This window comes from Pseudomonas sp. XK-1 (assembly GCF_038069885.1).
Lineage (GTDB): Bacteria > Pseudomonadota > Gammaproteobacteria > Pseudomonadales > Pseudomonadaceae > Aquipseudomonas.
Genome location: NZ_JBBPES010000001.1, coordinates 88,316 through 110,518 on the forward strand (window position 1 = coordinate 88,316; position 22,203 = coordinate 110,518).

The 22,203-nt window shown below is 63.3% G+C and carries 19 protein-coding genes; 12 read left to right on the plus strand and 7 right to left on the minus strand.

Translation table 11 applies throughout. The features are described 5' to 3' along the window. The first annotated feature begins 135 nt into the window (after positions 1 to 135). Both WMW70_RS00370 and WMW70_RS00375 read left to right on the plus strand, forming a co-directional pair. Entirely contained in the window at positions 136 to 1,236 is a 1,101-nt protein-coding gene (locus WMW70_RS00370) for a TRAP transporter substrate-binding protein (RefSeq protein WP_341435553.1), read from the plus strand. 325 nt (positions 1,237 to 1,561) lie between these two features. Continuing rightward, positions 1,562 to 2,230 carry a TIGR04211 family SH3 domain-containing protein gene (locus WMW70_RS00375; protein ID WP_341435554.1) on the plus strand — a complete coding sequence of 223 codons (669 nt, stop codon included), beginning with the start codon at positions 1,562 to 1,564 and terminating at the stop codon, positions 2,228 to 2,230. Positions 2,231 to 2,378: 148 nt separating this feature from the next. Here WMW70_RS00375 and WMW70_RS00380 read toward each other — a convergent pair whose 3' ends face one another. Continuing rightward, positions 2,379 to 2,780 (minus strand): acyl-CoA thioesterase, encoded by a 402-nt coding sequence (locus tag WMW70_RS00380; protein ID WP_325505236.1) that lies wholly within the window; start codon positions 2,778 to 2,780, stop codon positions 2,379 to 2,381. Between the two features lie 274 nt (positions 2,781 to 3,054). Between WMW70_RS00380 and WMW70_RS00385 the strand changes: the two genes are divergently transcribed. The 7 genes from WMW70_RS00385 (at position 3,055) to WMW70_RS00415 (ending at position 11,907) form a co-directional block, all read left to right on the plus strand. Then, a complete protein-coding gene (locus tag WMW70_RS00385; protein ID WP_341435555.1) occupies positions 3,055 to 4,023 on the plus strand; it encodes a PstS family phosphate ABC transporter substrate-binding protein in 969 nt (322 codons plus the stop codon). A gap of 183 nt (positions 4,024 to 4,206) precedes the next feature. Further along, positions 4,207 to 6,492 carry a phosphate ABC transporter permease gene (locus tag WMW70_RS00390; protein ID WP_341435556.1) on the plus strand — a complete coding sequence of 762 codons (2,286 nt, stop codon included), beginning with the start codon at positions 4,207 to 4,209 and terminating at the stop codon, positions 6,490 to 6,492. Between the two features lie 15 nt (positions 6,493 to 6,507). After that, on the plus strand, positions 6,508 to 8,184 hold the full coding sequence (gene pstA, locus WMW70_RS00395) for a phosphate ABC transporter permease PstA (protein WP_341435557.1): 1,677 nt from the start codon (positions 6,508 to 6,510) through the stop codon (positions 8,182 to 8,184). Positions 8,185 to 8,248: 64 nt separating this feature from the next. Next, positions 8,249 to 9,082, plus strand: coding sequence for a phosphate ABC transporter ATP-binding protein PstB (gene pstB, locus WMW70_RS00400; protein ID WP_341435558.1), 834 nt, complete (start codon positions 8,249 to 8,251; stop codon positions 9,080 to 9,082). A gap of 53 nt (positions 9,083 to 9,135) precedes the next feature. Further along, positions 9,136 to 9,867, plus strand: coding sequence for a phosphate signaling complex protein PhoU (gene phoU / locus WMW70_RS00405; protein WP_341435559.1), 732 nt, complete (start codon positions 9,136 to 9,138; stop codon positions 9,865 to 9,867). A gap of 99 nt (positions 9,868 to 9,966) precedes the next feature. Continuing rightward, positions 9,967 to 10,875, plus strand: coding sequence for a response regulator (locus tag WMW70_RS00410; protein WP_341435560.1), 909 nt, complete (start codon positions 9,967 to 9,969; stop codon positions 10,873 to 10,875). A gap of 135 nt (positions 10,876 to 11,010) precedes the next feature. Continuing rightward, a complete protein-coding gene (locus WMW70_RS00415) occupies positions 11,011 to 11,907 on the plus strand; it encodes a peptidoglycan DD-metalloendopeptidase family protein (RefSeq protein WP_341435561.1) in 897 nt (298 codons plus the stop codon). A gap of 65 nt (positions 11,908 to 11,972) precedes the next feature. Here the strand turns inward: WMW70_RS00415 and WMW70_RS00420 are convergent, their stop codons facing one another. The 6 genes from WMW70_RS00420 to glcC form a co-directional block, all read right to left on the minus strand. After that, on the minus strand, positions 11,973 to 13,313 hold the full coding sequence (locus WMW70_RS00420) for a hemolysin family protein (protein ID WP_341435562.1): 1,341 nt from the start codon (positions 13,311 to 13,313) through the stop codon (positions 11,973 to 11,975). A gap of 185 nt (positions 13,314 to 13,498) precedes the next feature. Continuing rightward, a complete protein-coding gene (phoR, locus tag WMW70_RS00425; protein ID WP_341435563.1) occupies positions 13,499 to 14,803 on the minus strand; it encodes a phosphate regulon sensor histidine kinase PhoR in 1,305 nt (434 codons plus the stop codon). Positions 14,804 to 14,872: 69 nt separating this feature from the next. Further along, on the minus strand, positions 14,873 to 15,562 hold the full coding sequence (gene phoB / locus WMW70_RS00430; protein ID WP_090379663.1) for a phosphate regulon transcriptional regulator PhoB: 690 nt from the start codon (positions 15,560 to 15,562) through the stop codon (positions 14,873 to 14,875). A 96-nt stretch (positions 15,563 to 15,658) separates the two neighbouring features. Further along, positions 15,659 to 16,552, minus strand: a complete 894-nt coding sequence (gene ubiA / locus WMW70_RS00435; RefSeq protein WP_341435564.1) for a 4-hydroxybenzoate octaprenyltransferase — start codon at positions 16,550 to 16,552, stop codon at positions 15,659 to 15,661. Between the two features lie 147 nt (positions 16,553 to 16,699). Further along, complete coding sequence (locus WMW70_RS00440; protein WP_341435565.1) at positions 16,700 to 17,251, minus strand: chorismate--pyruvate lyase family protein; 552 nt, start codon at positions 17,249 to 17,251, stop codon at positions 16,700 to 16,702. A 69-nt stretch (positions 17,252 to 17,320) separates the two neighbouring features. Then, a complete protein-coding gene (gene glcC / locus WMW70_RS00445; RefSeq protein WP_341435566.1) occupies positions 17,321 to 18,091 on the minus strand; it encodes a transcriptional regulator GlcC in 771 nt (256 codons plus the stop codon). Between the two features lie 256 nt (positions 18,092 to 18,347). Between glcC and glcD the strand changes: the two genes are divergently transcribed. The 3 genes from glcD to glcF are packed head-to-tail and all read left to right on the plus strand — an operon-like array spanning position 18,348 to position 22,120. Further along, the gene (gene glcD / locus WMW70_RS00450) at positions 18,348 to 19,847 is read left to right on the plus strand and encodes a glycolate oxidase subunit GlcD (protein ID WP_341435567.1); all 1,500 of its coding nucleotides are present in this window, start codon (positions 18,348 to 18,350) and stop codon (positions 19,845 to 19,847) included. Beyond that, positions 19,847 to 20,902: a glycolate oxidase subunit GlcE gene (glcE, locus tag WMW70_RS00455; protein WP_341435568.1), complete on the plus strand. Its 1,056-nt coding sequence runs from the start codon at positions 19,847 to 19,849 to the stop codon at positions 20,900 to 20,902. Before glcD ends, glcE begins: the two co-directional genes overlap by 1 nt. Next, positions 20,903 to 22,120, plus strand: a complete 1,218-nt coding sequence (gene glcF, locus WMW70_RS00460) for a glycolate oxidase subunit GlcF (RefSeq protein WP_341435569.1) — start codon at positions 20,903 to 20,905, stop codon at positions 22,118 to 22,120. The last annotated feature ends 83 nt before the right edge of the window (positions 22,121 to 22,203 follow it).

The following is a 22,203-nucleotide window of genomic DNA, read 5'->3' on the forward strand; positions in this document are numbered from 1 at the left end:
GGGTAAATGCGGCAATGGCACTACAACTTTAGTCGTATCCGCTAGGCTTGAGAGTCACTTACCCCTATGTTAGTCGAGCGTGGTGTGGCCGCAGTGATCCTGTGGTCAGACCAATACAACAATAAGGAGCTTTGCATGAAACGTCGTCAAATTCTCGCCGCCGCAGGCGTGGGTCTTGCAGCCACGGCCCTGGCCGGCTGCAAACAGGAAGCCGAAACCGCTGCCAAGCCTCAAGAGGGTGCGCAGGCGCAGACTTTCAACTGGAAAATGGTCACCTCCTGGCCGAAGAACTTCCCCGGTGTTGGTGTCGGTGCCGAGCGCTTCGCCAAGCTGGTCGAGGAGATGAGCAACGGCCGTCTCAAGGTCAAGGTGTATGCCGCCGGCGAACTGGTGCCGGCGCTGGAAGTATTCGATGCCGTCTCCCGCGGCACTGCGGAAATGGGCCACGGCGCGCCTTACTACTGGAAGGGCAAGGTCCCTGCCGCGCAGTTCTTCTGCGCCCTGCCATTCGGTCCCAACGCCCAGGAAATGAACGCCTGGCTGCACCGTGGCGGCGGCATGGAGCTGTGGGAAGAGGTGTACAAGCCGTTCGGCGTGCTGCCGATGGCCTGCGGCAGCACGGGCGTGCAGACCGCCGGCTGGTTCAACAAGGAAATCAATAGCGTCGCCGATTTCCAGGGCCTGAAGATGCGCACCCCGGGCCTGGGTGGTGAAGTGCTGACCAAGATGGGCGGCACCGTGGTCAATATGCCGGCCGGCGAGATCTTTACCGCCATGCAGACCGGTGCCATCGACGCCACCGAGTGGATCGGCCCCTACAACGACCAGGCTCTGGGCCTGCACAAGGCGGCCAAGTACTACTACACCCCGGGCTGGCAGGAGCCGAGCGTACTGTTCGAACTGGACGTCAATATCAAGGCCTGGGAAACCCTGCCGGCCGACCTGCAGGCCATCGTCCGCGCCGCTGCTCGCGATGTGAACGGCGACATGCTCGACGATTACAACGCCAAGAACATGGAAGCCATGGAGCAACTCAAGGGCGAAGGCGTAGAAGTGCGCCGTCTGCCGGATGACGTGTTGGCCAGGCTCAAGGAAGTGGCCGCCGAAGTGGTCGACGCCAGCGCCGCCGCCGACCCGGTGGCGAGTAAGGTCTGGGAGCAGCAGAAGGCCTATCTGCAGCGCCTGTACGACTACGCCGAGTTCAACGAAAAGGATATCTACAATATCCGCGGCTGATTTACCGCCACCAGAAAACGCCGGCCTCGCGCCGGCGTTTTTACACCCGCTGACTCACTTCCCGTCTGTCGCCCGCTATCCGTCTTGCTCTTGGTCTTCGCCTCCTGGCCTGCGCGCCGCCTATCCCTCACCCATGCTTGCGAGTGAACTCCAGCCGCTTGCCGACTGTCTGTCTGCTGTCGGCCCACAGGGTGGTTTGCCTGGCCATTGACCATGCACCGGCCTTATTCCGCCCTGATCGCGTTCCTGTTCAAACAATTCGCCAGGCCGGCTTTTATCGCGCCCGTTCGAGGGTTTTGTTCTATTGCCATGTGAAGATTGCCCTATGTCCCTATTCCGTCAGTCCCCCTTACGTGTTTCCTCGTTGCAGCGTCGTGCCCAGGCTGCCTGGTTGTTTGCTGGTCTGCTGGCGGCGGGTGCCCCGGCCTACGCCGAGGAGGTCGCGAGCAATCAGCGCTGGGTCAGCGACAGCCTCAATACCTATGTGCGCAGCGGCCCGACCGATGGCTACCGCATCGTCGGTACGCTGGTTTCCGGGCAGAAGGTCGAGCTGCTGCGCAGCCAGGGTGATTACAGCCAGGTGCGGGGCGACAACGGCAGTGCCGTGTGGATTCCCAGTCGCGATCTGCAGGATGTCCCCGGCCAGGCCGAGCGCCTGCCGCAGTTGGAGCAGAAGGTGGCCGAGCTCAGTGCCGAGTTGGCGGGTATCGACGACACCTGGAAGGCCCGCGTACAGGGCATGCAGGAGACCCTGGATGCCCGCAAGGCGCTGATCGACGAGGCGCAGACCGCCCGCGCGGCGCTGGACAGCGAGCTGAGCCGGGCACTCTCCGAACTGCGCGAGGTGCAGGCGCAGTTGGGCGAGGAGAACCAGCAGGTGCTGATGCGTTATATGGTCTACGGCGGCAGCATCGCCGGTGCCGGGCTGTTCGCCGGGCTGCTTCTACCGACCCTGCTGCGGGTGCGGCGCAAGCGCAACGATCAGTGGGTCTAAGTGCAGGCGGCGAGCTCTTGGTGCGCACGGCGCACCCTACGGGCAAGTGCAGGTTGAGTATCTGAACCCAGGGCAGCCTGCGGATAGCCAGAAAAAATGCCGATCACCGGCCAGGTGATCGGCATTTTTTCGACCCGCAGGATGGGGCTTACCGGCGTGCCGGCACCGGGCGGGTGCGGCCGCTGCCGTCGATGGCGACGAAGACGAATACCGCCTCGGTGACCTTGCGCCATTCGCTGGACAGCGGATCGTCGCTCCATACCTCGACCAGCATCTGGATCGAGCTGCGGCCCACTTCCACGGTCTGGGTGTAGAAGGACAGCTGCGCGCCCACCGCCACCGGTACCAGGAAGGCCATACGGTCGATGGCCACGGTCGCCACACGGCCACCCGCGACCTTGCTGGCCATGGCGGTGCCGGCCAGGTCCATCTGCGCCACCAGCCAGCCGCCGAAGATATCGCCGAAGCCGTTGGTTTCACGCGGCAATGCGGTGATCTGCAAAGCCAGGTCGCCTTGCGGGATAGGGTCTTCCTGTTCGAAATCGTGCATCGGATAGGCTCGCGGCGCGGTTGTTGTTATTGGCGCAGTGCAGGGTCGTGAAATGGCGACGGTACAACCGCCTTACAGCCCCGCAGGCCCGCAGGATTGCGGGTGTTGCCGAGTATAGCGACTCGACAGTCGTAGGGCGACCATGGCTTATGGCTGGTATGGCGCAGGAATTATTCAGCGTTCATCTAACTGTCATATTGCTTACATAGAGTGGTCACACGGCCTGAAGATACTTGGCCCGGTCAATCCAACACTAGTCTGCTAGGAGTAAGGCATGAAACTTAAGCGTTTGATGGCGGCCATGACTTTTGTCGCCGCTGGCGTCGCCACCGCCACTGCGGTTGCTGCTGTCGATCCGGCTCTGCCGAGCTACACCAAGACCTCCGGCGTATCGGGCAACCTGTCCAGCGTTGGTTCCGACTCCCTGGCCAACCTGATGACTCTGTGGGCTGAAGAGTTCAAAAAGGAATACCCCAACGTCAATATCCAGATCCAGGCCGCCGGTTCCTCCACCGCGCCACCTGCGCTGACTGAAGGCACCTCGAACATGGGCCCGATGAGCCGCCCAATGAAGGATGCCGAGATCCAGGCGTTTGAAGAAAAATACGGTTACAAGCCAACAGCTATTCCGGTAGCCATTGATGCTCTGGCTGTCTTCGTACACAAGGACAACCCGATCAAGAGCCTGGATATCGCTCAGGTTGACGCGATTTTCTCCAGCACTCGTCTGTGTGGCGGTGCCACCGATATCAAAACCTGGGGTGACCTGGGCCTGACTGGCGAATGGGCTGCCAAGCCGATCCAGTTGTTCGGTCGTAACTCGGTATCCGGCACCTACGGTTATTTCAAAGAAGAAGCCCTGTGCAAAGGCGACTACAAGGCCAACGTTAACGAGCAGCCGGGTTCGGCTTCCGTGGTGCAGTCGATCTCCAGCACCATCAACGCCATCGGTTACTCGGGCATTGGTTACAAGACCTCCAGCGTTCGCGCTGTGGCACTGTCGAAGAAAGGCGGCGAAGCCTTCGATGCCAACGAAGAAAACGCCCTGGCTGGCAAGTTCCCGCTGGCGCGCTTCTTCTACGTCTATGTCAACAAAGCACCGAACAAGTCGCTGAGCCCGCTGGATGCTGAGTTCGTCAAGCTGGTGCTGTCCAAGCAAGGCCAGGATGTTGTAGTGAAAGACGGCTACATCCCGCTGCCTAAGAAAGTGATCGACAAAACCCTGAAGGAACTGGGTCTGTAAGATCCGCCTGAGTGGCAAGGACGCCCGAGTAAGTCGCACGCCCGCCTTCGTTTTCGACAGGTGGGCGTTGCTTTGTCAAAGCGCTGTAACTTTTCTGTCATATAGAGCGGCTAGAGTTGGCACCTCGTATAGCGACAGAACTCACTATGGCGCGCTCATGGCTGCGCAGAGACGCTCTTACCTATGAATGACTTGGCTAGTGAAACCATGACCGCCACACCCAAATCCCTAGGGCTGGACTTCAACACCCCGGCCCTGCAACGCAAGCGTCGCATGCGTGCACTGAAAGACCGTATGGCGCGCTGGGCAGTTTCGATCGGCGGTATGGCAGTGCTCGGTGCCATTACCCTGATCTTCTTCTACCTGGCCTATGTCGTGCTGCCGATGTTCCAGGGCGCGAGCATGGACAGCCGCAAGTCGGTGCAGGTTGCTTGGCTGAATGAAGCGGCCGCGCCGCTGCTTCTGACCCTGGAAGAACAGAACCAGATGGCCATGCGCCTGGACCAAAGCGGCAAGGTGCAGTTCTTCGATGCGAAGAAGATGCAGCCTTTAAGCAACGTGCAGCTGCCGATTCCGGCTGGTGCCCAGATTGTTTCTGTTGGCCAGGATCAGCCGGGCAGTAACCGCGTCGCGCTGGGCCTATCCAACGGTCAAGTGCTGGTGTTCGAGCATGCCTACAAGATCACTTATCCCAATGATGTGAAGACCATCAGTCCGAGTGTCGAATACCCGTTTGGTGAAGCGCCGATCGAGCTCGATCCCCAGGGCCGCGAGCTGGATCACATGGGCGTCAGCCTGAACGGCGGTACCCTTATGCTGGCTGGCTCCACCGGCACCGAGCTGCACGTGCTGAGCCTGGGCCGCGAAGAAAACCTGATGACCGGTGAGGTGACCCTCAGTGAAGAGCGCGTTGCGCTGCCGCAGATCGCTGAGCCGATCAAGGCACTGATCATCGACCCACGCCAGATGTGGCTGTATGTCATCAATGGGCGCGCCACTGCTGATGTCTTCGACATGCGTAGCAACAGCTTGAATGGCCGCTACAAACTGCTCGCTGACGGCAAGCTGGAAGTCAGCAATGTAACCGGGCTGTTGGGTGGCATTTCGTTGATGGTCGGCGATAGCAGCGGGGCGATTCAGCAATGGTTTATGGTGCGTGAAGCGGACGGTAAAGCTGAACTCAAATCCATCCGTAGTTTCCAGCTAAGCGACAGTCCGATTGTGCAGATACTGCCGGAGGAGCGCCGCAAGGGCTTTTTCGCTCTGGATTCCAAGGGCAACCTGGGCATCTTCCACAGTACCGCGCACCGCACCCTGCTGGTCGAACAAGTTGCCGATGGCCAGGCTCTGGCTGCTTTGTCACCACGCGCCAACCGGGTATTGATCGAAGCCGATGGTAAGTTGCAGCGTTTGGTGATCGATAACCCACACCCAGAAATTTCCTGGAGTTCGTTGTGGGGCAAAGTCTGGTATGAGAACTACGATGCGCCTGGTTATGTCTGGCAGTCGACTTCAGCCAGTACCGATACCGAGCCTAAGCTGAGTCTCGCGCCGCTGGCCTTCGGCACCTTGAAAGCCGCGTTCTATGCCATGCTCCTGGCCGCCCCATTGGCCATTGCGGCGGCCCTCTACACCGCCTACTTCATGGCTCCGGCGCTGCGGCGCAAGGTCAAACCGGTGATTGAGCTTATGGAGGCGTTGCCGACGGTGATTCTCGGTTTCTTCGCCGGTCTGTTCCTCGCGCCTTATGTCGAAGGGCACCTGCCCGGCATCTTCAGTCTGCTGATCTTTACCCCTATCGGTATTTTGCTCGCGGGTTACCTGTGGAGCCGCTTGCCGGAGTCGATTCGCCTGAGCGTGCCGGACGGTTGGGAGTCCGTGCTGTTGATTCCGATGATCCTGCTGGTCGGCTTTGTCTCGCTGGCGATGAGTGGGCATCTGGAGAACTGGTTGTTCGACGGCAATATGCGCTTGTGGCTGAGCAATGACCTGGGCATCGCCTTCGATCAGCGCAACGCCTTGGTGGTCGGTTTGGCCATGGGTTTCGCGGTGATTCCAACCATCTTCTCGATTGCCGAAGACGCCGTGTTCAGTGTGCCCAAAAGCCTGACCTTTGGCTCCCTGGCCCTGGGTGCAACGCCGTGGCAGACCTTGATCCGCGTGGTGATTCTCACGGCAAGCCCAGGTATTTTCTCGGCCGTGATGATTGGCATGGGGCGCGCTGTCGGCGAAACCATGATCGTGCTGATGGCCACGGGTAACACCGCCATCATGGACATGAACATCTTTGAAGGTCTGCGCACCCTGGCTGCCAACGTGGCAGTTGAAATGCCCGAATCGGAAGTGGGTGGTACCCACTACCGCGTGCTGTTCCTCTCGGCGCTGGTGCTGCTCGGCTTCACCTTTGTCATGAACACCCTGGCAGAACTGGTGCGCCAGCGTCTGCGCGTCAAGTACGCCTCGCTCTAAGGCTCAGGAAGGTATATGTCCGTGAAGCAGAACAACCTGAAAACCTGGTTCAAGAGCGGTACGCCCTGGATCTGGATGAATGCCGGTGCCGTATCGATCGCTGTGATCATGACGCTGGGTCTGATGATGGTGATCGCGGTACGCGGCCTCGGCCATTTCTGGCCGGCTGACCTAGTCGAGGTCGACTATCGGGTACCCGGCCAGGAAGCCAAGGTGATGGCTGGCGAGATCACTCAAATTGAAGAGGTGCCGCGCGCGCGCTTGGCCGCTTCCGGTTTGCCGGTCGACGTTAAGGGCGGCGAGTTCATGACCCGCGAGCTGTTCAAGGTCGGTAACCGCGACATCTACGGTGCGGATTTCACCTGGGTGGTAGGTGAGTGGCTGAGCAATCAGCGCACCCCGGAGCAGTTGACCGCCTTTGAGCGCCGCGAGTGGGGCAATCTCTATGGCTACCTGGTCAACGTCAAGCAGGAAGGTCAGCTGGTTGCCGAGGGTGATGCCAGCTGGGCTGAAATGCAGACGCGAGTCGATCGGGTCGATGATCTGCACGCCAAGCTGGTGCGTGTCGAGAAAAAAGACATTGGCCGGATTAACGCCGGGCTGGAGCGCATCCGCCTGAAAACCCGTCGCCTCGAATTGCAAGGCAAGTTGGACGATGTCGCCCAGGCCGAGCTGGATGCCGAGCGTGCGCAGTGGGATGCCGAGTACAAGGTGCTGGAAACCGAGCTGGTTGCGCTCAATCAGGCGTTCAATCGCGACAGCATCACGGTAAAAACCGTTGAGGGCCGTGAAGTGACTCTGAGTCTGGGCAAAGTGGTAAGGGCCTACCAGCCCAATGCCATGGGTCCTCTGGACAAGCTGAGTTTCTACTTCGCCAAACTGTGGGAATTCGTCAGCGACGACCCGCGTGAGGCCAACACCGAGGGCGGCATCTTCCCGGCGATCTTCGGCACCGTGATGATGACCCTGATCATGGCCGTGATCGTCACTCCGTTCGGTGTGGTAGCGGCCATCTACCTGCGCGAGTACGCCAAGCAGGGCCCGCTGACCCGGGTGATCCGCATCGCGGTGAACAACCTGGCGGGCGTGCCGGCGATTGTCTACGGCGTGTTCGGCCTGGGCTTTTTCGTCTATGTGCTGGGTGGCTCGCTGGACCGCATGTTCTTCCCGGAAGCGGCCCCGGCACCGACCTTCGGTACGCCAGGTCTGATGTGGGCCTCGCTAACGCTGGCCATTCTCACTTTGCCGGTGGTGATCGTCGCCACCGAAGAAGGCCTGGCGCGGATTCCGCGGGCCGTGCGCGAAGGCTCCCTGGCCCTCGGCGCGACCAAGGTGGAAACCCTCTGGCGCGTGGTGCTGCCGATGGCCAGCCCGGCGATGATGACCGGTCTGATCCTCGCCGTGGCCCGCGCCGCTGGTGAAGTGGCACCGTTGATGCTGGTGGGCGTGGTCAAGCTGGCACCTTCGCTGCCGCTGGACGCCAACTACCCCTACCTGCACCTGGACCAGAAGATCATGCACCTGGGCTTCCATATCTACGACGTCGGCTTCCAGAGCCCCAACGTCGAGGCCGCGCGGCCGCTGGTGTACGCCACCGCCCTGCTGCTGGTGTTGGTCATCGTGGTGCTGAACATGGCGGCGGTCTATATCCGCAACCACCTGCGCGAGAAGTACAAGGCGCTGGATCACTAATCATCGCGCCGCGGCCCGCTGGGCCGCGGCGGCATAAAGCATTTGTTAGCGTAGGGAGCATCCCATGCAGCACGAAACACATACACACGGTATCGACATGGCGGCCCTTGGCCGCGACCGCCAGGGCCTGAACATGGCCAATGAGCAAGTAGCCATCGACGTACCAGGCCTGAACCTGTTCTACGGCGACAAGCAGGCGTTGTTCGATGTGCAGATGACCATTCCCAAGCAGCGCGTTACTGCGTTTATCGGGCCGTCCGGTTGCGGTAAGTCGACCCTGCTGCGCACTTTCAACCGGATGAACGACCTGGTTGATGGCTGCCGTGTAGAAGGGGAAATCAACCTCGATGGCCGTAACATTTACCGTAAGGGCGAGGACGTAGCCGAGCTGCGCCGCCGTGTCGGTATGGTGTTCCAGAAGCCTAACCCGTTCCCCAAGAGCATTTACGAGAACGTGGTGTATGGCCTGCGTATCCAGGGTATCAACCAGAAGCGCGTACTCGATGAGGCCGTGGAGTTGTCGCTGAAAAATGCTGCGTTGTGGGACGAGGTTAAAGACCGCCTGCATGACTCCGCCCTTGGCCTTTCTGGCGGCCAGCAACAACGTTTGATCATCGCCCGTACCGTCGCGGTGCAGCCGGAAGTGTTGCTGCTCGACGAACCCTGCTCGGCGCTGGACCCGATCTCGACGCTGAAAGTCGAAGAGCTGATCTACGAACTGAAATCCAAGTACACCATCGTCATCGTTACCCACAACATGCAGCAGGCGGCGCGGGTCTCGGATTACACGGCGTTTATGTACATGGGCAAACTGATCGAGTTCGGTGATACCGATACCCTGTTCACCAACCCGGCGAAGAAGCAGACCGAGGATTACATCACCGGTCGTTACGGCTGATGGCAGAGCCCATCCAAGCACAGACGTTATTCGGTTAATTCAAGGGTTTGCACATGATCAACAAAGAAAACCTTACCCAGCATATCTCCCAGCAGTTCAACGTCGAGCTGGAGGAGGTGCGCAGCCACCTGCTGGCCATGGGCGGTCTGGTCGAGAAGCAGGTCAACGACGCGGTTACCGCGCTGATCGACGCTGACTCCGGTCTGGCTCAGCAAGTGCGCGAGATCGACGACCAGATCAACCAGATGGAGCGCAATATCGACGAAGAGTGCGTGCGCATTCTCGCCCGTCGTCAGCCGGCGGCCTCTGACCTGCGTCTGATCATCAGCATCTCCAAGTCGGTAATCGACCTCGAGCGCATTGGCGACGAAGCCACCAAGATCGCCAAGCGCGCCATCCTCCTGTGCGAGGAAGGCGAGTCGCCGCGCGGCTACGTGGAAGTGCGGCATATCGGCGATCAGGTACGCAAGATGGTGCAGGAGGCGCTGGACGCCTTCGCCCGTTTCGACGCCGACCTGGCGCTGTCGGTGGCGCAGTATGACAAGACCGTCGACCGCGAATACAAGACCGCCCTGCGCGAACTGGTGACCTACATGATGGAAGACCCGCGTTCGATCTCGCGGGTGCTCAACGTGATCTGGGCTCTGCGTTCGCTGGAGCGTATCGGCGACCACGCGCGCAATATCGCCGAGCTGGTGATCTACCTGGTGCGCGGCACCGATGTGAAGCACATCGGCCTGACCCGCATGCAGGAAGAAGTGCAGGGCACCAACAAGGACAGCTAACGCCGCTAAATCGTCTCCGCGGCGAGATAAGGCGTATTTCGGTTGGCCTTTGGCCACCAGCCGCGACTATGCTTAAGGCCATCTGAATGGGAGTGGCCGATGAGCAAAGTCAGCGTGCTGGTGGTGGACGACGCAACCTTTATTCGCGATTTGGTGAAGAAGGGGCTGCGCGACCACTTTCCCGGCGTGCAGATCGTGGAAGCGGTGAATGGGCGCAAGGCCCAGCAACTGCTGGGTCGGCAAGGCATTGACCTGATCCTCTGCGATTGGGAAATGCCGGAAATGTCCGGGCTCGAGCTGCTCAGCTGGTGCCGCGAGCAGGACAACCTGAAAACCGTGCCCTTTATCATGGTCACCAGCCGTGGCGACAAGGACAACGTGGTGCAGGCGATCCAGGCCGGGGTTTCCGACTTTATCGGCAAGCCCTTCTCCAACGAACAGCTGGTGACCAAGGTCAAGAAGGCCCTGCAGCGTGCCGGCAAGCTGCAGGCGCTGATGGCCAGCGCGCCACCGAAGATGCTCAGCAGCGGGGCCTATGCCAATGACTCGCTGTCTGCCCTGACCGCCGGCAAGGCCGAAGTGCTCAAGCCGTCCGCCGCACCCGCGCCTGTGGTCAAGGCGGCCGCTGCTTTCGCCGCTCAACCCGCAGCCGCCAAGACCGCGCCAGCCAGCGGCCGTGGCCAAGGCCAGTTGCGCCTGCCGGGCGGCACCATGGCCTGCGTGATCAAGGCCCTGAGCCTCAAGGAAGCGCTGCTGGTGGTCAAACGCACCGAACTGCTGCCTCAGGTGCTGGAAAGCGCGGTGCTCGATCTGGAGCAGGGCGAGGCGGCGGAAATCGCCCGACTCAACGGCTATCTGCATGCGGTAGTGGCTTTCGAGCCCAAGCCCGACAGCGAATGGCTGCAGCTGACCTTCAGGTTCGTCGACAGCGACCCGCAGAAACTCGACTATATCTCCCGACTGATCGCCCGCGGCACCGCGCAGAAGCACTTCAGCCCGGGGGCCTAGGGCGGGCATGGCGAAGGCCTGTCCGACCGATCGCCAACGACTGCATCACAGCCCGACGGATGCCACCTCGCATGCCCCGGCCGGCGCTGCTAATCTGAACGATCATGGCCAACCAATCATAAGAATCGGGTCGTTATGCTAGGGCGTCTGATATTACTCTGTGGCGTGTTGGTCTTTGCCGGCCAGGCCGGGGCATTGACCATCTACAAGTACACCGATGCCAACGGCGTGGTCACCTACACCGACAAGGCCGCCCCCGGTGCCCAGGTGTTCGTGTTTCGCGACCGCATGGTTGAGCGCCTGGACAACCAGGTGAAGCTGGAAACCAAGAAGCATGAAGCCGGGGAAACCCTGCTGGTGCGCAACGATCTCTACGCTCCGGTGCAGGTCGAATTGCGCCTGGAGCAGCTCGGCAATGTCGTCGGCGCGCCCGGTAAACCCATCAGCTGGGTGCTGCCACCGCGCAGCCATATCCGCCTGGTGACCCTGACCGCGCAGGATGCCGGCAAGCCGCTGCACTACACCCCCAAGCTGCGCTATGCCCTCGGCGATCCGCGCCTGTTGCCGACCCAGAAGAGCTACCCGCTGCCCTGGCGCGGCGGTCCGTTCCGCCTGACCCAGGGGGCCAACGGCAAATACAGCCACTTCACTCCGAAAGGCCGTTACGCCATGGATATCGCCATGCCCGAAGGTACGCCGATTGTCGCGGCCCGTGGTGGTGTGGTGGTGAAGACCGAAAACCAGCAGAGTGGGCGCGGCAACAACCCCTCCGGCAATTATGTGCGCATTCTCCATGACGACGGCACCATGGGCGTCTACCTGCACCTGATGAAGGGCTCGGTCGGTGTGCGCGAAGGCCAGCGGGTCAATAACGGCAGCTTTATTGCCCGGTCCGGCAACACCGGCAACAGCACCGGCCCGCACCTGCACTTCGTGGTGCAGCGCAACGTCGGCCTGGCGCTGGAGTCCATCCCATTCGACTTCGCCCAGCCGGTCAACAGCCTGCCCAACTTTGCGGTGGGCGGCGAGTAAGCCTGCAGCCGGTGCATGGCGCTAACCTGTAGGGTACGCCATGCGCACCGCGCACTCTGGGTTGCTCAATCCAGCCTCAGCACCTTGGCCAGGACGATCTTCGGGCCTTTCATCTTCTTGACGATGATGCGCAGGCCGTCGACTTCCAGCACCTCCTCTTCCTCGGGCATGCGCTTGAGGGTCTCGTAGACCAGCCCCGCCAGGGTTTCCGCCTCGACATGATCGAGATCGACGCCGAGCAGGCGCTCGACCTTGGCCAGCGGTGTGTCGCCGCGCACCAGCAGCTTGCCCGGCTGGTAGGCGAGGATGCCGCGTTCGGCCTTGCGGTGTTCGTCCTGGATATCGCCGACCAGGGCTTCCAGCACATCCTCCATGGTCAGGTAGCCGATCACCTTGCCGTCGGCCTCCTCGACCAGGGCGAAGTGCGAGCCGCCCTGGCGGAACTGTTCGAGCAGGTTGGACAGCGGCATATGCCGGCCGACCCGTTCGATCGGGTGCATCAGCTCCGCCAGTTTCAGTGCCGAGGGCAGCATCTCCAGCAAGGAGAGGTGCAGCAGCAGATCCTTGATATGCAACACGCCGACAAACTCGCCGCTGGTGTCGTCGTAGATCGGGTAGCGGCTGTACTTGTGCCGGCGGAACACGCTGAACACTTCATCCAGGGCCGCCGTCAGCGGCAGGGAGACCAGGTCCTCGCGGGAATTGGCCCAGTCCACAACCTCCAGTTCGCCCAGCTCAACGGCGGAGGCCAGCACGCGCATGTCCTGGTCGCTGGGGTTGCTGCCACGGCTGGAGTGGAGGATCAGCTTGAGTTCGTCGCGGCTGTAATGGTGTTCGTGGTGCGGCCCCGGCTCGCCCTGGCCGGCGATGCGCAGGATGGCATTGGCGCTGGCATTGAGCAGGAAGATCGCCGGGTACATGGCCCAGTAGAACAGGTACAGCGGCACGGCCGTCCACAGCGAGAGCAATTCGGGTTTGCGGATCGCCCAGGACTTGGGGGCCAACTCGCCAACCACTATGTGCAGGTAGGAAATGATCGCGAAGGCGGTAAAGAAGGCGATGCCGTGAACCAGCTTCGGCGACTCGATGCCGATGGCCGCGAGCAGCGGTTCAAGCAGATGGGCGAAAGCCGGTTCGCCGACCCAGCCGAGGCCCAGGGAGGCCAGGGTTATACCCAGTTGGCAGGCCGAGAGGTAGGCGTCCATCTGGTTGTGCACGGTGCGCAGGATATGCCCGCGCCAGCCATGGGCCTGAGCGAGGGCCTCGACCTTGGTGGCGCGCAGGCGAACGATGGCGAACTCGGCGGCGACGAAGAAGCCGTTGAGCAGGACCAGGAAGAGGGCGAACAGGACGAGGCCGAAATCGGCGAAATAGCTGGCGGCGGTGTAACTCGTGGAGGGGTCCATAGGGGGTTCGGTTGACCAATGACGGCTAAGAGTGGCGGCAGACGCCGGGCTTTGCAAGTGGCGCTAAAAGGCTTTCGTCGCGCGGATGAGGGCTTTCTATTCGCCAGCGCGCTGCTTCTGTCTGGTGGATGGATAAAGCGCCATCCACCCTATGGCAGAGCCACGCGGGTGCGCGGCTGGGCTGGTTAGCCGCGACGCACCATCTGCTGGGCGGGGAAGTGGCAGGTAAAGCTGCTGCCCTTGCCCAGGTCGCTGTGGATCTCCAGGCGCGCGCGGTGGCGCAGCAGCACGTGTTTGACGATGGCCAGGCCCAGGCCGGTGCCACCGGTGTTGCTGGCGCGGCTGGAGTCGACCCGGTAGAAGCGTTCGGTCAGGCGCGGCAGATGCTTGGCCTCGATGCCCAGGCCGGTGTCGGTCACCGCCAGGTGTGCACCCTGGTCGTCGGCCCACCAGCGAATGCGGATCTCGCCCTCGTCAGGGGTGTACTTGACCGCGTTGAACACCAGGTTGGAAAAGGCGCTGCGCAGTTCCGTCTCGCTGCCCTTGAGGCGCAGGTGCGGATCGGCTTCCAGGCTGATGCGGTGGTGGCGTTCGGCGGACAGGGCCTGGGCGTCGTTCTTGATCGACAGCAGCAGCAGGTCCACCGCCACCGGCTGGTTGTCCGAGGGGTAGTCGGTGGCTTCCAGCTTGGCCAGCAACAGCAGGTCGTTGAGCAGGTTCTGCATGCGCCCGCCCTGTTGCTGCATCTGCTGCAGGGCACGCAGCCAGCGCGGGTTGACCGCCTCGACGTTGTCCAGCAGGGTTTCCAGGTAACCGGCGATCACCGTCAGCGGGGTGCGCAGCTCGTGGGAAACGTTGGCGACGAAATCCTTGCGCATCTGTTCCAGCTGATGGATGCGGGTGATGTCGCGCACCAGCATCAGGTGCTCGCGGTTGCCGTACTGGGTGATATGAAACTGCAGGCGCAGGCGGTCGCTGACCGGAGAGGGCAGTTCCAGCGGCTCCTGGTAATTGCTGCCTTCGAAATATTCGATAAAGCGCGGGTCGCGCACCAGATTGGTGATCTGCTGACCGCTGTCCTGGGGCGTTTTCAGGCCCAGCAGCTTTTCTGCGGCAAGGTTCCACCATTCCAGGTTGCCGTCGCGGTCGAGCATGATCACCGCGTCCTTCAGCGCCGCGGTGGACTCCTGCACCCGGTCGATTACCGCCTGCAGGCGGCCACGGGCCTTCTGGTCGCGGCGTTGCAGGTGATAGATATTGTCGAACACCTCGCCCCACAGGCCGTAACCGTCGGGCGGCGGCTCGTCGCCCTTGCGGGTGCGCAGCCATTTGTGCAGGCGCAGCAGTTGCTGCAGGTGCCAGCCGAGGTAGCCGGCCAGGCCCAGGGCCATGGACCAGCCGTACTCGCCGGTGATCAGGCCGAGCAGCAGGCAGGCTGCAATCAGAAGCAGCAAACGACGTATAAGGGGCGTGCGCCAGTCTTGATTCAATTAGAACTCATCCGCCAAGCAATCCTTTATGCAGGTCGGCTAAGCGACCTCCAGGCATCCTAAACTGTCTTAGCTCTTGGTGGAGAACCGATAGCCCGTGCCGCGTACAGTCTGCACCAGGTTCTCGTAAACCTCGCCGAGGGCCTTGCGCAGGCGGCGGATATGCACGTCGACGGTGCGCTCCTCGACATACACGTTACCGCCCCAGACCTGATCGAGCAATTGGCCGCGGGTGTAGGCGCGCTCCTGGTGGGTCATAAAGAATTGCAGCAGGCGGTATTCGGTGGGGCCCATTTCGGCCGGCTTGCCGTCGATGGTGACGCGGTGGCTGACCGGGTCGAGCAGCAGGCCGCCGACTTCGATCGGCCCTTCGCTGTCGGTCGGTCCGGCGCGGCGCAGCACGGCTTTCAGGCGCGCCACCAGCTCGCGGGGGGAGAAGGGCTTGGTGATGTAATCATCGGCCCCCACTTCCAGACCCTGGATCTTGTTGTCCTCTTCGCCCTTGGCGGTGAGCATGATGATCGGGATATCCCCGGTCAGCTCGTCGCGCTTGAGCCGGCGCGCCAGTTCGATGCCGCTGGTGCCGGGGAGCATCCAGTCGAGCAGGATCAGATCGGGTTTGCGGTCGACGATGATGGCGTGGGCCTGCTGGGTATTCTCCGCTTCCAGGCACTCGTAGCCGGCCATTTCCAGGGCCACGGCAATCATTTCACGGATCGGTGCTTCGTCGTCGACGATCAGGATGTTCTTGCCAACCATGGTCAAGCCTCGGGTCATCTCGCTGTAATGGTCTGCATTAGATAACGGAATTATTGCAGTGATATGACAGGTGCGCGGCACGAGCCCTCCTGCGCCCTACCCACGCAAGGCGTAGTCCAGCACGATACCGACAAAGATCGCCAGGCCGGCCCAGTGGTTGTGCAGAAAGGCGTTGAAGCAGGCCATGGGTTTGCGGTTGCGGGTCTTGTGGTATTCCCAGGCGAAACAGGCGGCGGCCACGGCCAGGCCGAGGTGGAAGCAGATACCCAGTTCGAAGCGCGCGCCGGCCAGCAGCAGGCAGAGCAGGGCCAGGCCCTGCAGGCTGGCGATAATCAGGCGGTCGGCATCGCCGAACAGGATGGCGGTGGATTTCACCCCGATCTTCAGGTCGTCGTCGCGGTCGGCCATGGCGTAGTAGGTGTCGTAGGCCACGGTCCACAGCAGGTTGGCGATATACAGCAGCCAGGCCTCGGCCGGCAGCTCACCGGTTTCGGCGGTAAAGGCCATGGGCATGCCCCAGGAGAACGCCGCCCCCAGCACCACCTGCGGGTAGAAGGTGTAGCGCTTCATAAAGGGGTAGCAGGCGGCCAGGGCCAGGCCGCCGAAGGACAGCCAGATGGTGGTGGCGTTGGTGAACAGCACCAGTACGAAGCTGGCCGCCACCAGTACGGCGAACAGCACCAGCGCCTCGCGTGGCTGGATCTTGCCGCTGGCCAGGGGCCGCGCCTGGGTGCGTTTGACGTGGCCGTCGAAATTGCGGTCGGCGTAATCGTTGATCACGCAGCCGGCGGCGCGCATCAGGATCACACCGAAGACGAAGATAAACAGGTTCTTCGCGCTCGGCACGCCCTCGGCGGCCACCCACAGCGCCCAAAGCGTCGGCCACAGCAGCAGGTAGATGCCGATGGGCTTGTCCAGGCGCATCAGCTGGACGAAGTCCCAGGCGCGTGGGTGCAGGCGATTCAGCGATTTCAGCAGGCGGGTGTACATCGGGCGCGTCTCCGTGCGGGTTGCGGCGGATTATACGGAGTCGGCGCGCGATCAGGCGATGCGTAGGATGAGCGAAGCGATACCCATGGGCGGTGCGTGGCGCTATTGATGGGTTACACCTGCGGCTAACCTACGCGGCCGCCCATCCTACGGCTCGATACCCGCCGCGCCCCAGAAGGCCGGTAGAAACACCTCGGCCACCAGCACGCCGAGTTCGCCGCGACTGAAGCAGGAGCGCCGCCCCCACAGACGTTCGGCACGGGCCTCGGTGGGCAGCCAGGCGGCCGGGTAGCGGCAGACCTGCATCGCGCCGCGGTCGAAGGCGCGGTCGCTGAACAGCAGCTCGCCGAGAGAGCGGCTACCCAGCTCCGCCAGGTTCAGCCCGGAGCCTTGCAGGGCGCTGCGGGCGGCCACGCTGCGGGCGAACACCCAGGGCTGGTCATGGCCGCGCAGGTACACCTCGCGCACCCAGCCCTGGCTGCCCGGGGCCACGCCGAGGGCGCTGCATTCGTCGCAGCGCAGCGGCTGCCAGCCTTCCTGCAGCGGGGTGACGCTGAAGCCCTGGTGGGACAGGGCGGTCAGCCGCCGGGTCAGCGAATCTTCATTGAACAGCCAGTCGCGCACGGCCGCGGCGGGCGCGGGGTGCAACTGGCCGGCAGTCAGCCAGCGGGGCGGATGGGCGAGGGCGGTGTGGGGCACGGCAGGAAATCACCATGGACTGGAAGCGCGCGAGTCTAGCATGGTCGCTGCCGTCATCCGGCTACCCTGCTATGACCAGCCCTCCAGGCGCATGGTCGCGCGTACCAGGCGCTGCTCTTCCTGCTCGATGTCCCTGAGGTTGTCGCGGATGCTGTTGATATGGTCGCGGGCCGCCCGTTGCGCCTGTTCCGGCAGGCGTTCGATCACGGCGTGGTAGAGCCGCGTGTGCTGGCGGTCGATCTGGCGCTTCTGCAACGGCCGGTGATAGAGGTTGTTGACCGAGGCAAACACCGTGCTGAGCATCAGGTCGGTGAGCGATTGCAGGGTGTGCAGCAGCACCGGGTTGTGCGAAGCCTCGCAGATTGCCAGGTGGAAGGCGTGGTCCAGGCGGGCATGTTCGTGGGCTTCGAAGCCCTCCGGCTGGGCGTGGGCGGCGAGCATTTCCTCGTAGCGCCGGGTCAGCAGGACGAAATCCGCCTCGGTGCCGCGCAGGGCCGCCAGGCGCGCCGACTCGGCTTCCAGCAGGGCGCGTACTTCCAGCAGGTCGAACAGGGTGCGCGGTTGCGAGCTGAACAGGTGCATCAGCGGGCTGGCATCGCGCGTGCCGTTGAGGTTGGCGACCCGCGAATCGCGGCCCTGGGCGGTTTCGATAATGCCGCGCCCGCGCAGCGCCTTGAGCCCCTCGCGCAGCGCCGAACGGGAGATGCCGAGCTTCTCGCACAGGCGGCGTTCCGAGGGTAGGGGCTGGCCGACCTTGAGTACGCCATCGACGATCAGGCGTTCGATCTTTTCCGCGACCACGTCGCTGACCTGGCGGCGTGGCGTACTTGACGCTGTCATAAGCAGACCTCGTTTAACTGGTAGTACCAATTTATTCGGGTTTCCATTGGCCTAGCCAATATAGGCCAGTTAGCCTTGATTTATAAGGGTCTCAGCAGGTAATTGGCGCAAGCCTGGTGAAAATAACTGGTAGGACCAGGTGCGTGAAGAATGGACGGCGACGATGTGCAGGGCTAAACATGCCAGCACACCAGTACCGGGGCACGCGCTGCCCCGGACTTTCTAACAAGAACGACGCTGCCTGAAAGAGCCTGCCATGAGCATTCTGTACGACGAGCGTGTCGACGGCCCGCTGCCCCGGGTCGACAAGCCAGCCCTGCTGGCCGAATTGCGCGCCCAGCTCCCCGATCTGGACGTGCTGCACAGCCCGGAAGACCTCAAACCCTACGAGTGCGACGGCCTCTCGGCGTACCGCACCACGCCACTGCTGGTGGTGCTGCCCGAGCGTCTGGAGCAGGTGCAGAGCTTGCTGCAGATCTGCCATCGGCGTGGCGTGCCCGTGGTGGCGCGTGGGGCCGGTACCGGTCTGTCCGGCGGTGCGCTGCCACTGGAGCAGGGCATCCTGCTGGTGCTGGCTCGCTTCAACAAGATTCTCGAGATCGACCCGGCCGGACGTTTCGCCCGGGTTCAGCCCGGTGTGCGCAATCTGGCGATCTCCCAGGCTGCCGCCCCCTACGGTCTGTACTACGCGCCCGACCCGTCCTCGCAGATTGCCTGTTCGATCGGCGGCAACGTCGCCGAGAACGCCGGCGGCGTGCACTGCCTGAAGTACGGCCTGACCGTGCACAACCTGCTCAAGGTGGAGATCCTCACCGCCAGCGGCGAGCGCATGACCCTGGGCAGCGATGCCTTGGATTCGCCGGGCTTCGACCTGCTGGCGCTGTTCACCGGTTCGGAAGGCATGCTCGGCATCGTCACCGAGGTCACGGTCAAGCTGCTGCCTAAACCGCAGGTGGCCAAGGTGTTGCTGGCCGCCTTCGACTCGGTGGAAAAGGCTGGCCGCGCGGTGGGCGACATCATCGCCGCCGGCATCATCCCCGGCGGCCTGGAAATGATGGACAACCTGGCCATCCGCGCCGCCGAAGATTTTATCCATGCCGGTTATCCGGTGGATGCCGAGGCCATCCTGCTCTGCGAACTGGACGGTGTCGAAGCCGATGTCCAGGACGAGTGCGAGCGGGTGCGTGCCGTGCTGGAGCAGGCCGGTGCCACCGAGGTCCGCCTGGCCCGTGACGAAGCCGAGCGGGTGCGCTTCTGGGCCGGGCGCAAGAACGCCTTCCCGGCGGTCGGGCGCATCTCGCCGGATTACTACTGCATGGACGGCACCATTCCGCGGCGCGAACTGCCGGGCGTGCTCAAGGGCATCGCCGAACTGTCCGCCGAATACGGCCTGCGCGTGGCCAACGTGTTCCATGCCGGCGACGGCAATATGCACCCGCTGATCCTCTTCGATGCCAACCAGCCCGGCGAGCTGGAGCGCGCCGAAGCCATCGGCGGCAAGATCCTCGAACTCTGCGTCAAGGTCGGCGGCAGCATCACCGGCGAGCATGGCGTGGGCCGGGAAAAGATCAACCAGATGTGCACCCAGTTCAACAGCGACGAAATCACCCTGTTCCACGCGGTGAAGGCGGCCTTCGATCCCCAGGGGCTGCTCAACCCCGGCAAGAACATTCCGACCCTGCACCGCTGCGCCGAATTCGGGGCCATGCATGTGCACCACGGCCAGTTGCCTTTCCCCGATCTGGAGCGTTTCTGATGCACGACTTCGATGCCAGCGCGGCGTTGCTGGAACAGGTCAACCAGGCCCTCAACAGTTCAACGCCGCTGCGTATCCAGGGTGGTAACAGTAAGGCCTTCCTCGGCCGCAAGGTGGTCGGCGAGGTGCTCGATACCCGTGCCCATCGTGGCATCGTCAGCTATGACCCGACCGAACTGGTGATCACCGTCCGTACCGGCACGCCGCTGGCCGAGTTGCAGGCGGTGCTGGATGCGGCCGGGCAGATGCTCACCTGCGAGCCGCCGCACCTGGGCGCGACGGCCACCGTTGGCGGCATGCTCGCCACGGGCCTGTCCGGCCCGCGTCGGCCCTGGGCCGGCGCGGTGCGTGACATGGTGCTCGGCACGCGACTGATCACCGGCTTCGGCAAGCAGCTGCGCTTTGGCGGCGAGGTGATGAAGAACGTCGCCGGCTACGACCTGTCGCGCCTGCTGGCCGGCAGCTTCGGCTGCCTGGGGGTGATCACCGAGGTGTCCCTCAAGGTCCTGCCCAAGCCGCGGCAAAGCCTCAGTCTGCGTTTGCAGCTGGATGCCGAGCATGCCCTGGCGAAACTCTCCGAGTGGGGCCAGCAGCCGCTGCCGATCAGCGCCGCCAGTCATGACGGCCAGGCCCTGCACCTGCGCCTGGAAGGCGGCGAAGGTTCGGTGGCGGCGGCCCGTGAACGGCTCGGCGGCGAGCCGCTCGACCCGCTCTACTGGCAGCAGCTGAATGAGCAGGAGTTGCCGTTCTTTCGCGACCCGCGCCCGCTCTGGCGTCTGTCGCTGGCCAACAACAGCCCGCTGCTGACGTTGCCCGGGGAGCAGCTGATCGACTGGGGCGGTGCCCAGCGCTGGCTCAAGTCCAGTGCCTCGGCCGAGGCGATTCGCACCGCGGTGGCGGCGGTTGGCGGGCATGCCAGCTGCTACACGGCCGGTCATTGCGACAGCCCGTTCCAGCCCCTGGCCGCACCGCTGTTGCACTACCACCGCCAGCTCAAGGCGCAACTCGATCCCCAGGGGATCTTCAACCCCGGCCGCATGTATGCAGAGGTTTAGATGCAGACCAATTTGACTGAGCAGGCCAGGGCGCTGGCGCGCGGCGAAGAAGCCGAAAGCATTCTGCGCAGCTGCGTGCACTGTGGCTTCTGCAACGCCACCTGCCCGACTTACCAGCTGCTCGGCGACGAGCTGGATGGCCCGCGTGGGCGCATCTACCTGATCAAGCAGGTACTCGAGGGCAACCCCGTTACGGCCAAGACCCAGCTGCATCTGGACCGCTGCCTGAGCTGCCGCAACTGCGAAACCACCTGCCCGTCCGGAGTGGATTACCACAACCTGCTGGATATCGGCCGCGCCGTGGTCGAACAGGCGGTGCCGCGGCCTTTCGCCGAGCGCCTGCTGCGCGCCAGCCTGCGCCAGGTGGTGCCGCGCCCGGCGCTGTTCAAGGCCCTGACCCAGGCCGGCCTGATGGTGCGTCCGCTGCTGCCGGCGGGGCTGCAGGACAAGCTGCCGCGCCAGGTACGTGCGGCCAGGCCGCGTCCGCCGCTGCGCCACGCTCGGCGCGTGCTGATGCTGGAGGGCTGCGTGCAGCCGGGCCTGTCGCCCAATACCAATGCTGCGGCGGCGCGGGTGCTCGACCGGCTCGGCATCAGCGTCATGCCGGCCGTCGAGGCCGGTTGCTGCGGAGCCCTGGACTATCACCTCAACGCCCAGGAGCAGGGCCTGCAGCGGGCCCGGCGCAATATCGATGCCTGGTGGCCGGCCGTCGAGCAGGGGGTCGAGGCCATCGTGCAGACCGCCAGCGGCTGCGGAGCCTTCGTCAAGGATTACGCCCAACTGCTGGCCCGTGACCCGCTCTATGCGGACAAGGCCAGGCGGGTCAGCAGCCTGACCCGGGACCTGGTGGAAGTGCTGCAGGGCGAGCCCCTGGAGCGCCTCGACATCCAGACCAAGCTGCGCCTGGCGTTCCACTGCCCCTGCACCCTGCAGCACGCCCAGCAGCTCGGCGGCGCGGTCGAGGCGCTGCTCTCCCGGCTCGGTTTCCAGCTCAGCGCGGTGAGCGACAGCCACCTGTGCTGCGGCTCGGCGGGCAGCTATTCGCTGACCCAGCCGGCGCTGTCGCGGCAGCTGCGTGACAACAAGCTCGATGCCCTGGAAAGCGGCCAGCCGGAGGTGATCGCCACCGCCAATATCGGTTGCCAGACCCACCTCGACGGTGCCGGGCGCACCCCGGTGCGGCACTGGATCGAGCTGGTGGAAGAGGCCCTGAGCTAAATATCGAGGTCACGCCCGCCCGGACTGGTTCCGGGCGGCGCTGGCCGTCAATTTCCGGATTGCATCCGGGTTATGCAACGCGA

Excerpts from the sequence above, each read along its gene's own strand:
- WMW70_RS00370 (WP_341435553.1), top strand. The coding sequence starts at position 136 with ATGAAACGTCGTCAAATTCTCGCCGCCGCAGGCGTGGGTCTTGCAGCC.
- WMW70_RS00375 (WP_341435554.1), top strand. The coding sequence starts at position 1,562 with ATGTCCCTATTCCGTCAGTCCCCCTTACGTGTTTCCTCGTTGCAGCGT.
- WMW70_RS00380 (WP_325505236.1), bottom strand. The coding sequence starts at position 2,780 with ATGCACGATTTCGAACAGGAAGACCCTATCCCGCAAGGCGACCTGGCT.
- WMW70_RS00385 (WP_341435555.1), top strand. The coding sequence starts at position 3,055 with ATGAAACTTAAGCGTTTGATGGCGGCCATGACTTTTGTCGCCGCTGGC.
- WMW70_RS00390 (WP_341435556.1), top strand. The coding sequence starts at position 4,207 with ATGAATGACTTGGCTAGTGAAACCATGACCGCCACACCCAAATCCCTA.
- pstA (WP_341435557.1), top strand. The coding sequence starts at position 6,508 with ATGTCCGTGAAGCAGAACAACCTGAAAACCTGGTTCAAGAGCGGTACG.
- pstB (WP_341435558.1), top strand. The coding sequence starts at position 8,249 with ATGCAGCACGAAACACATACACACGGTATCGACATGGCGGCCCTTGGC.
- phoU (WP_341435559.1), top strand. The coding sequence starts at position 9,136 with ATGATCAACAAAGAAAACCTTACCCAGCATATCTCCCAGCAGTTCAAC.
- WMW70_RS00410 (WP_341435560.1), top strand. The coding sequence starts at position 9,967 with ATGAGCAAAGTCAGCGTGCTGGTGGTGGACGACGCAACCTTTATTCGC.
- WMW70_RS00415 (WP_341435561.1), top strand. The coding sequence starts at position 11,011 with ATGCTAGGGCGTCTGATATTACTCTGTGGCGTGTTGGTCTTTGCCGGC.
- WMW70_RS00420 (WP_341435562.1), bottom strand. The coding sequence starts at position 13,313 with ATGGACCCCTCCACGAGTTACACCGCCGCCAGCTATTTCGCCGATTTC.
- phoB (WP_090379663.1), bottom strand. The coding sequence starts at position 15,562 with ATGGTTGGCAAGAACATCCTGATCGTCGACGACGAAGCACCGATCCGT.
- ubiA (WP_341435564.1), bottom strand. The coding sequence starts at position 16,552 with ATGTACACCCGCCTGCTGAAATCGCTGAATCGCCTGCACCCACGCGCC.
- glcC (WP_341435566.1), bottom strand. The coding sequence starts at position 18,091 with ATGACAGCGTCAAGTACGCCACGCCGCCAGGTCAGCGACGTGGTCGCG.
- glcD (WP_341435567.1), top strand. The coding sequence starts at position 18,348 with ATGAGCATTCTGTACGACGAGCGTGTCGACGGCCCGCTGCCCCGGGTC.
- glcE (WP_341435568.1), top strand. The coding sequence starts at position 19,847 with ATGCACGACTTCGATGCCAGCGCGGCGTTGCTGGAACAGGTCAACCAG.
- glcF (WP_341435569.1), top strand. The coding sequence starts at position 20,903 with ATGCAGACCAATTTGACTGAGCAGGCCAGGGCGCTGGCGCGCGGCGAA.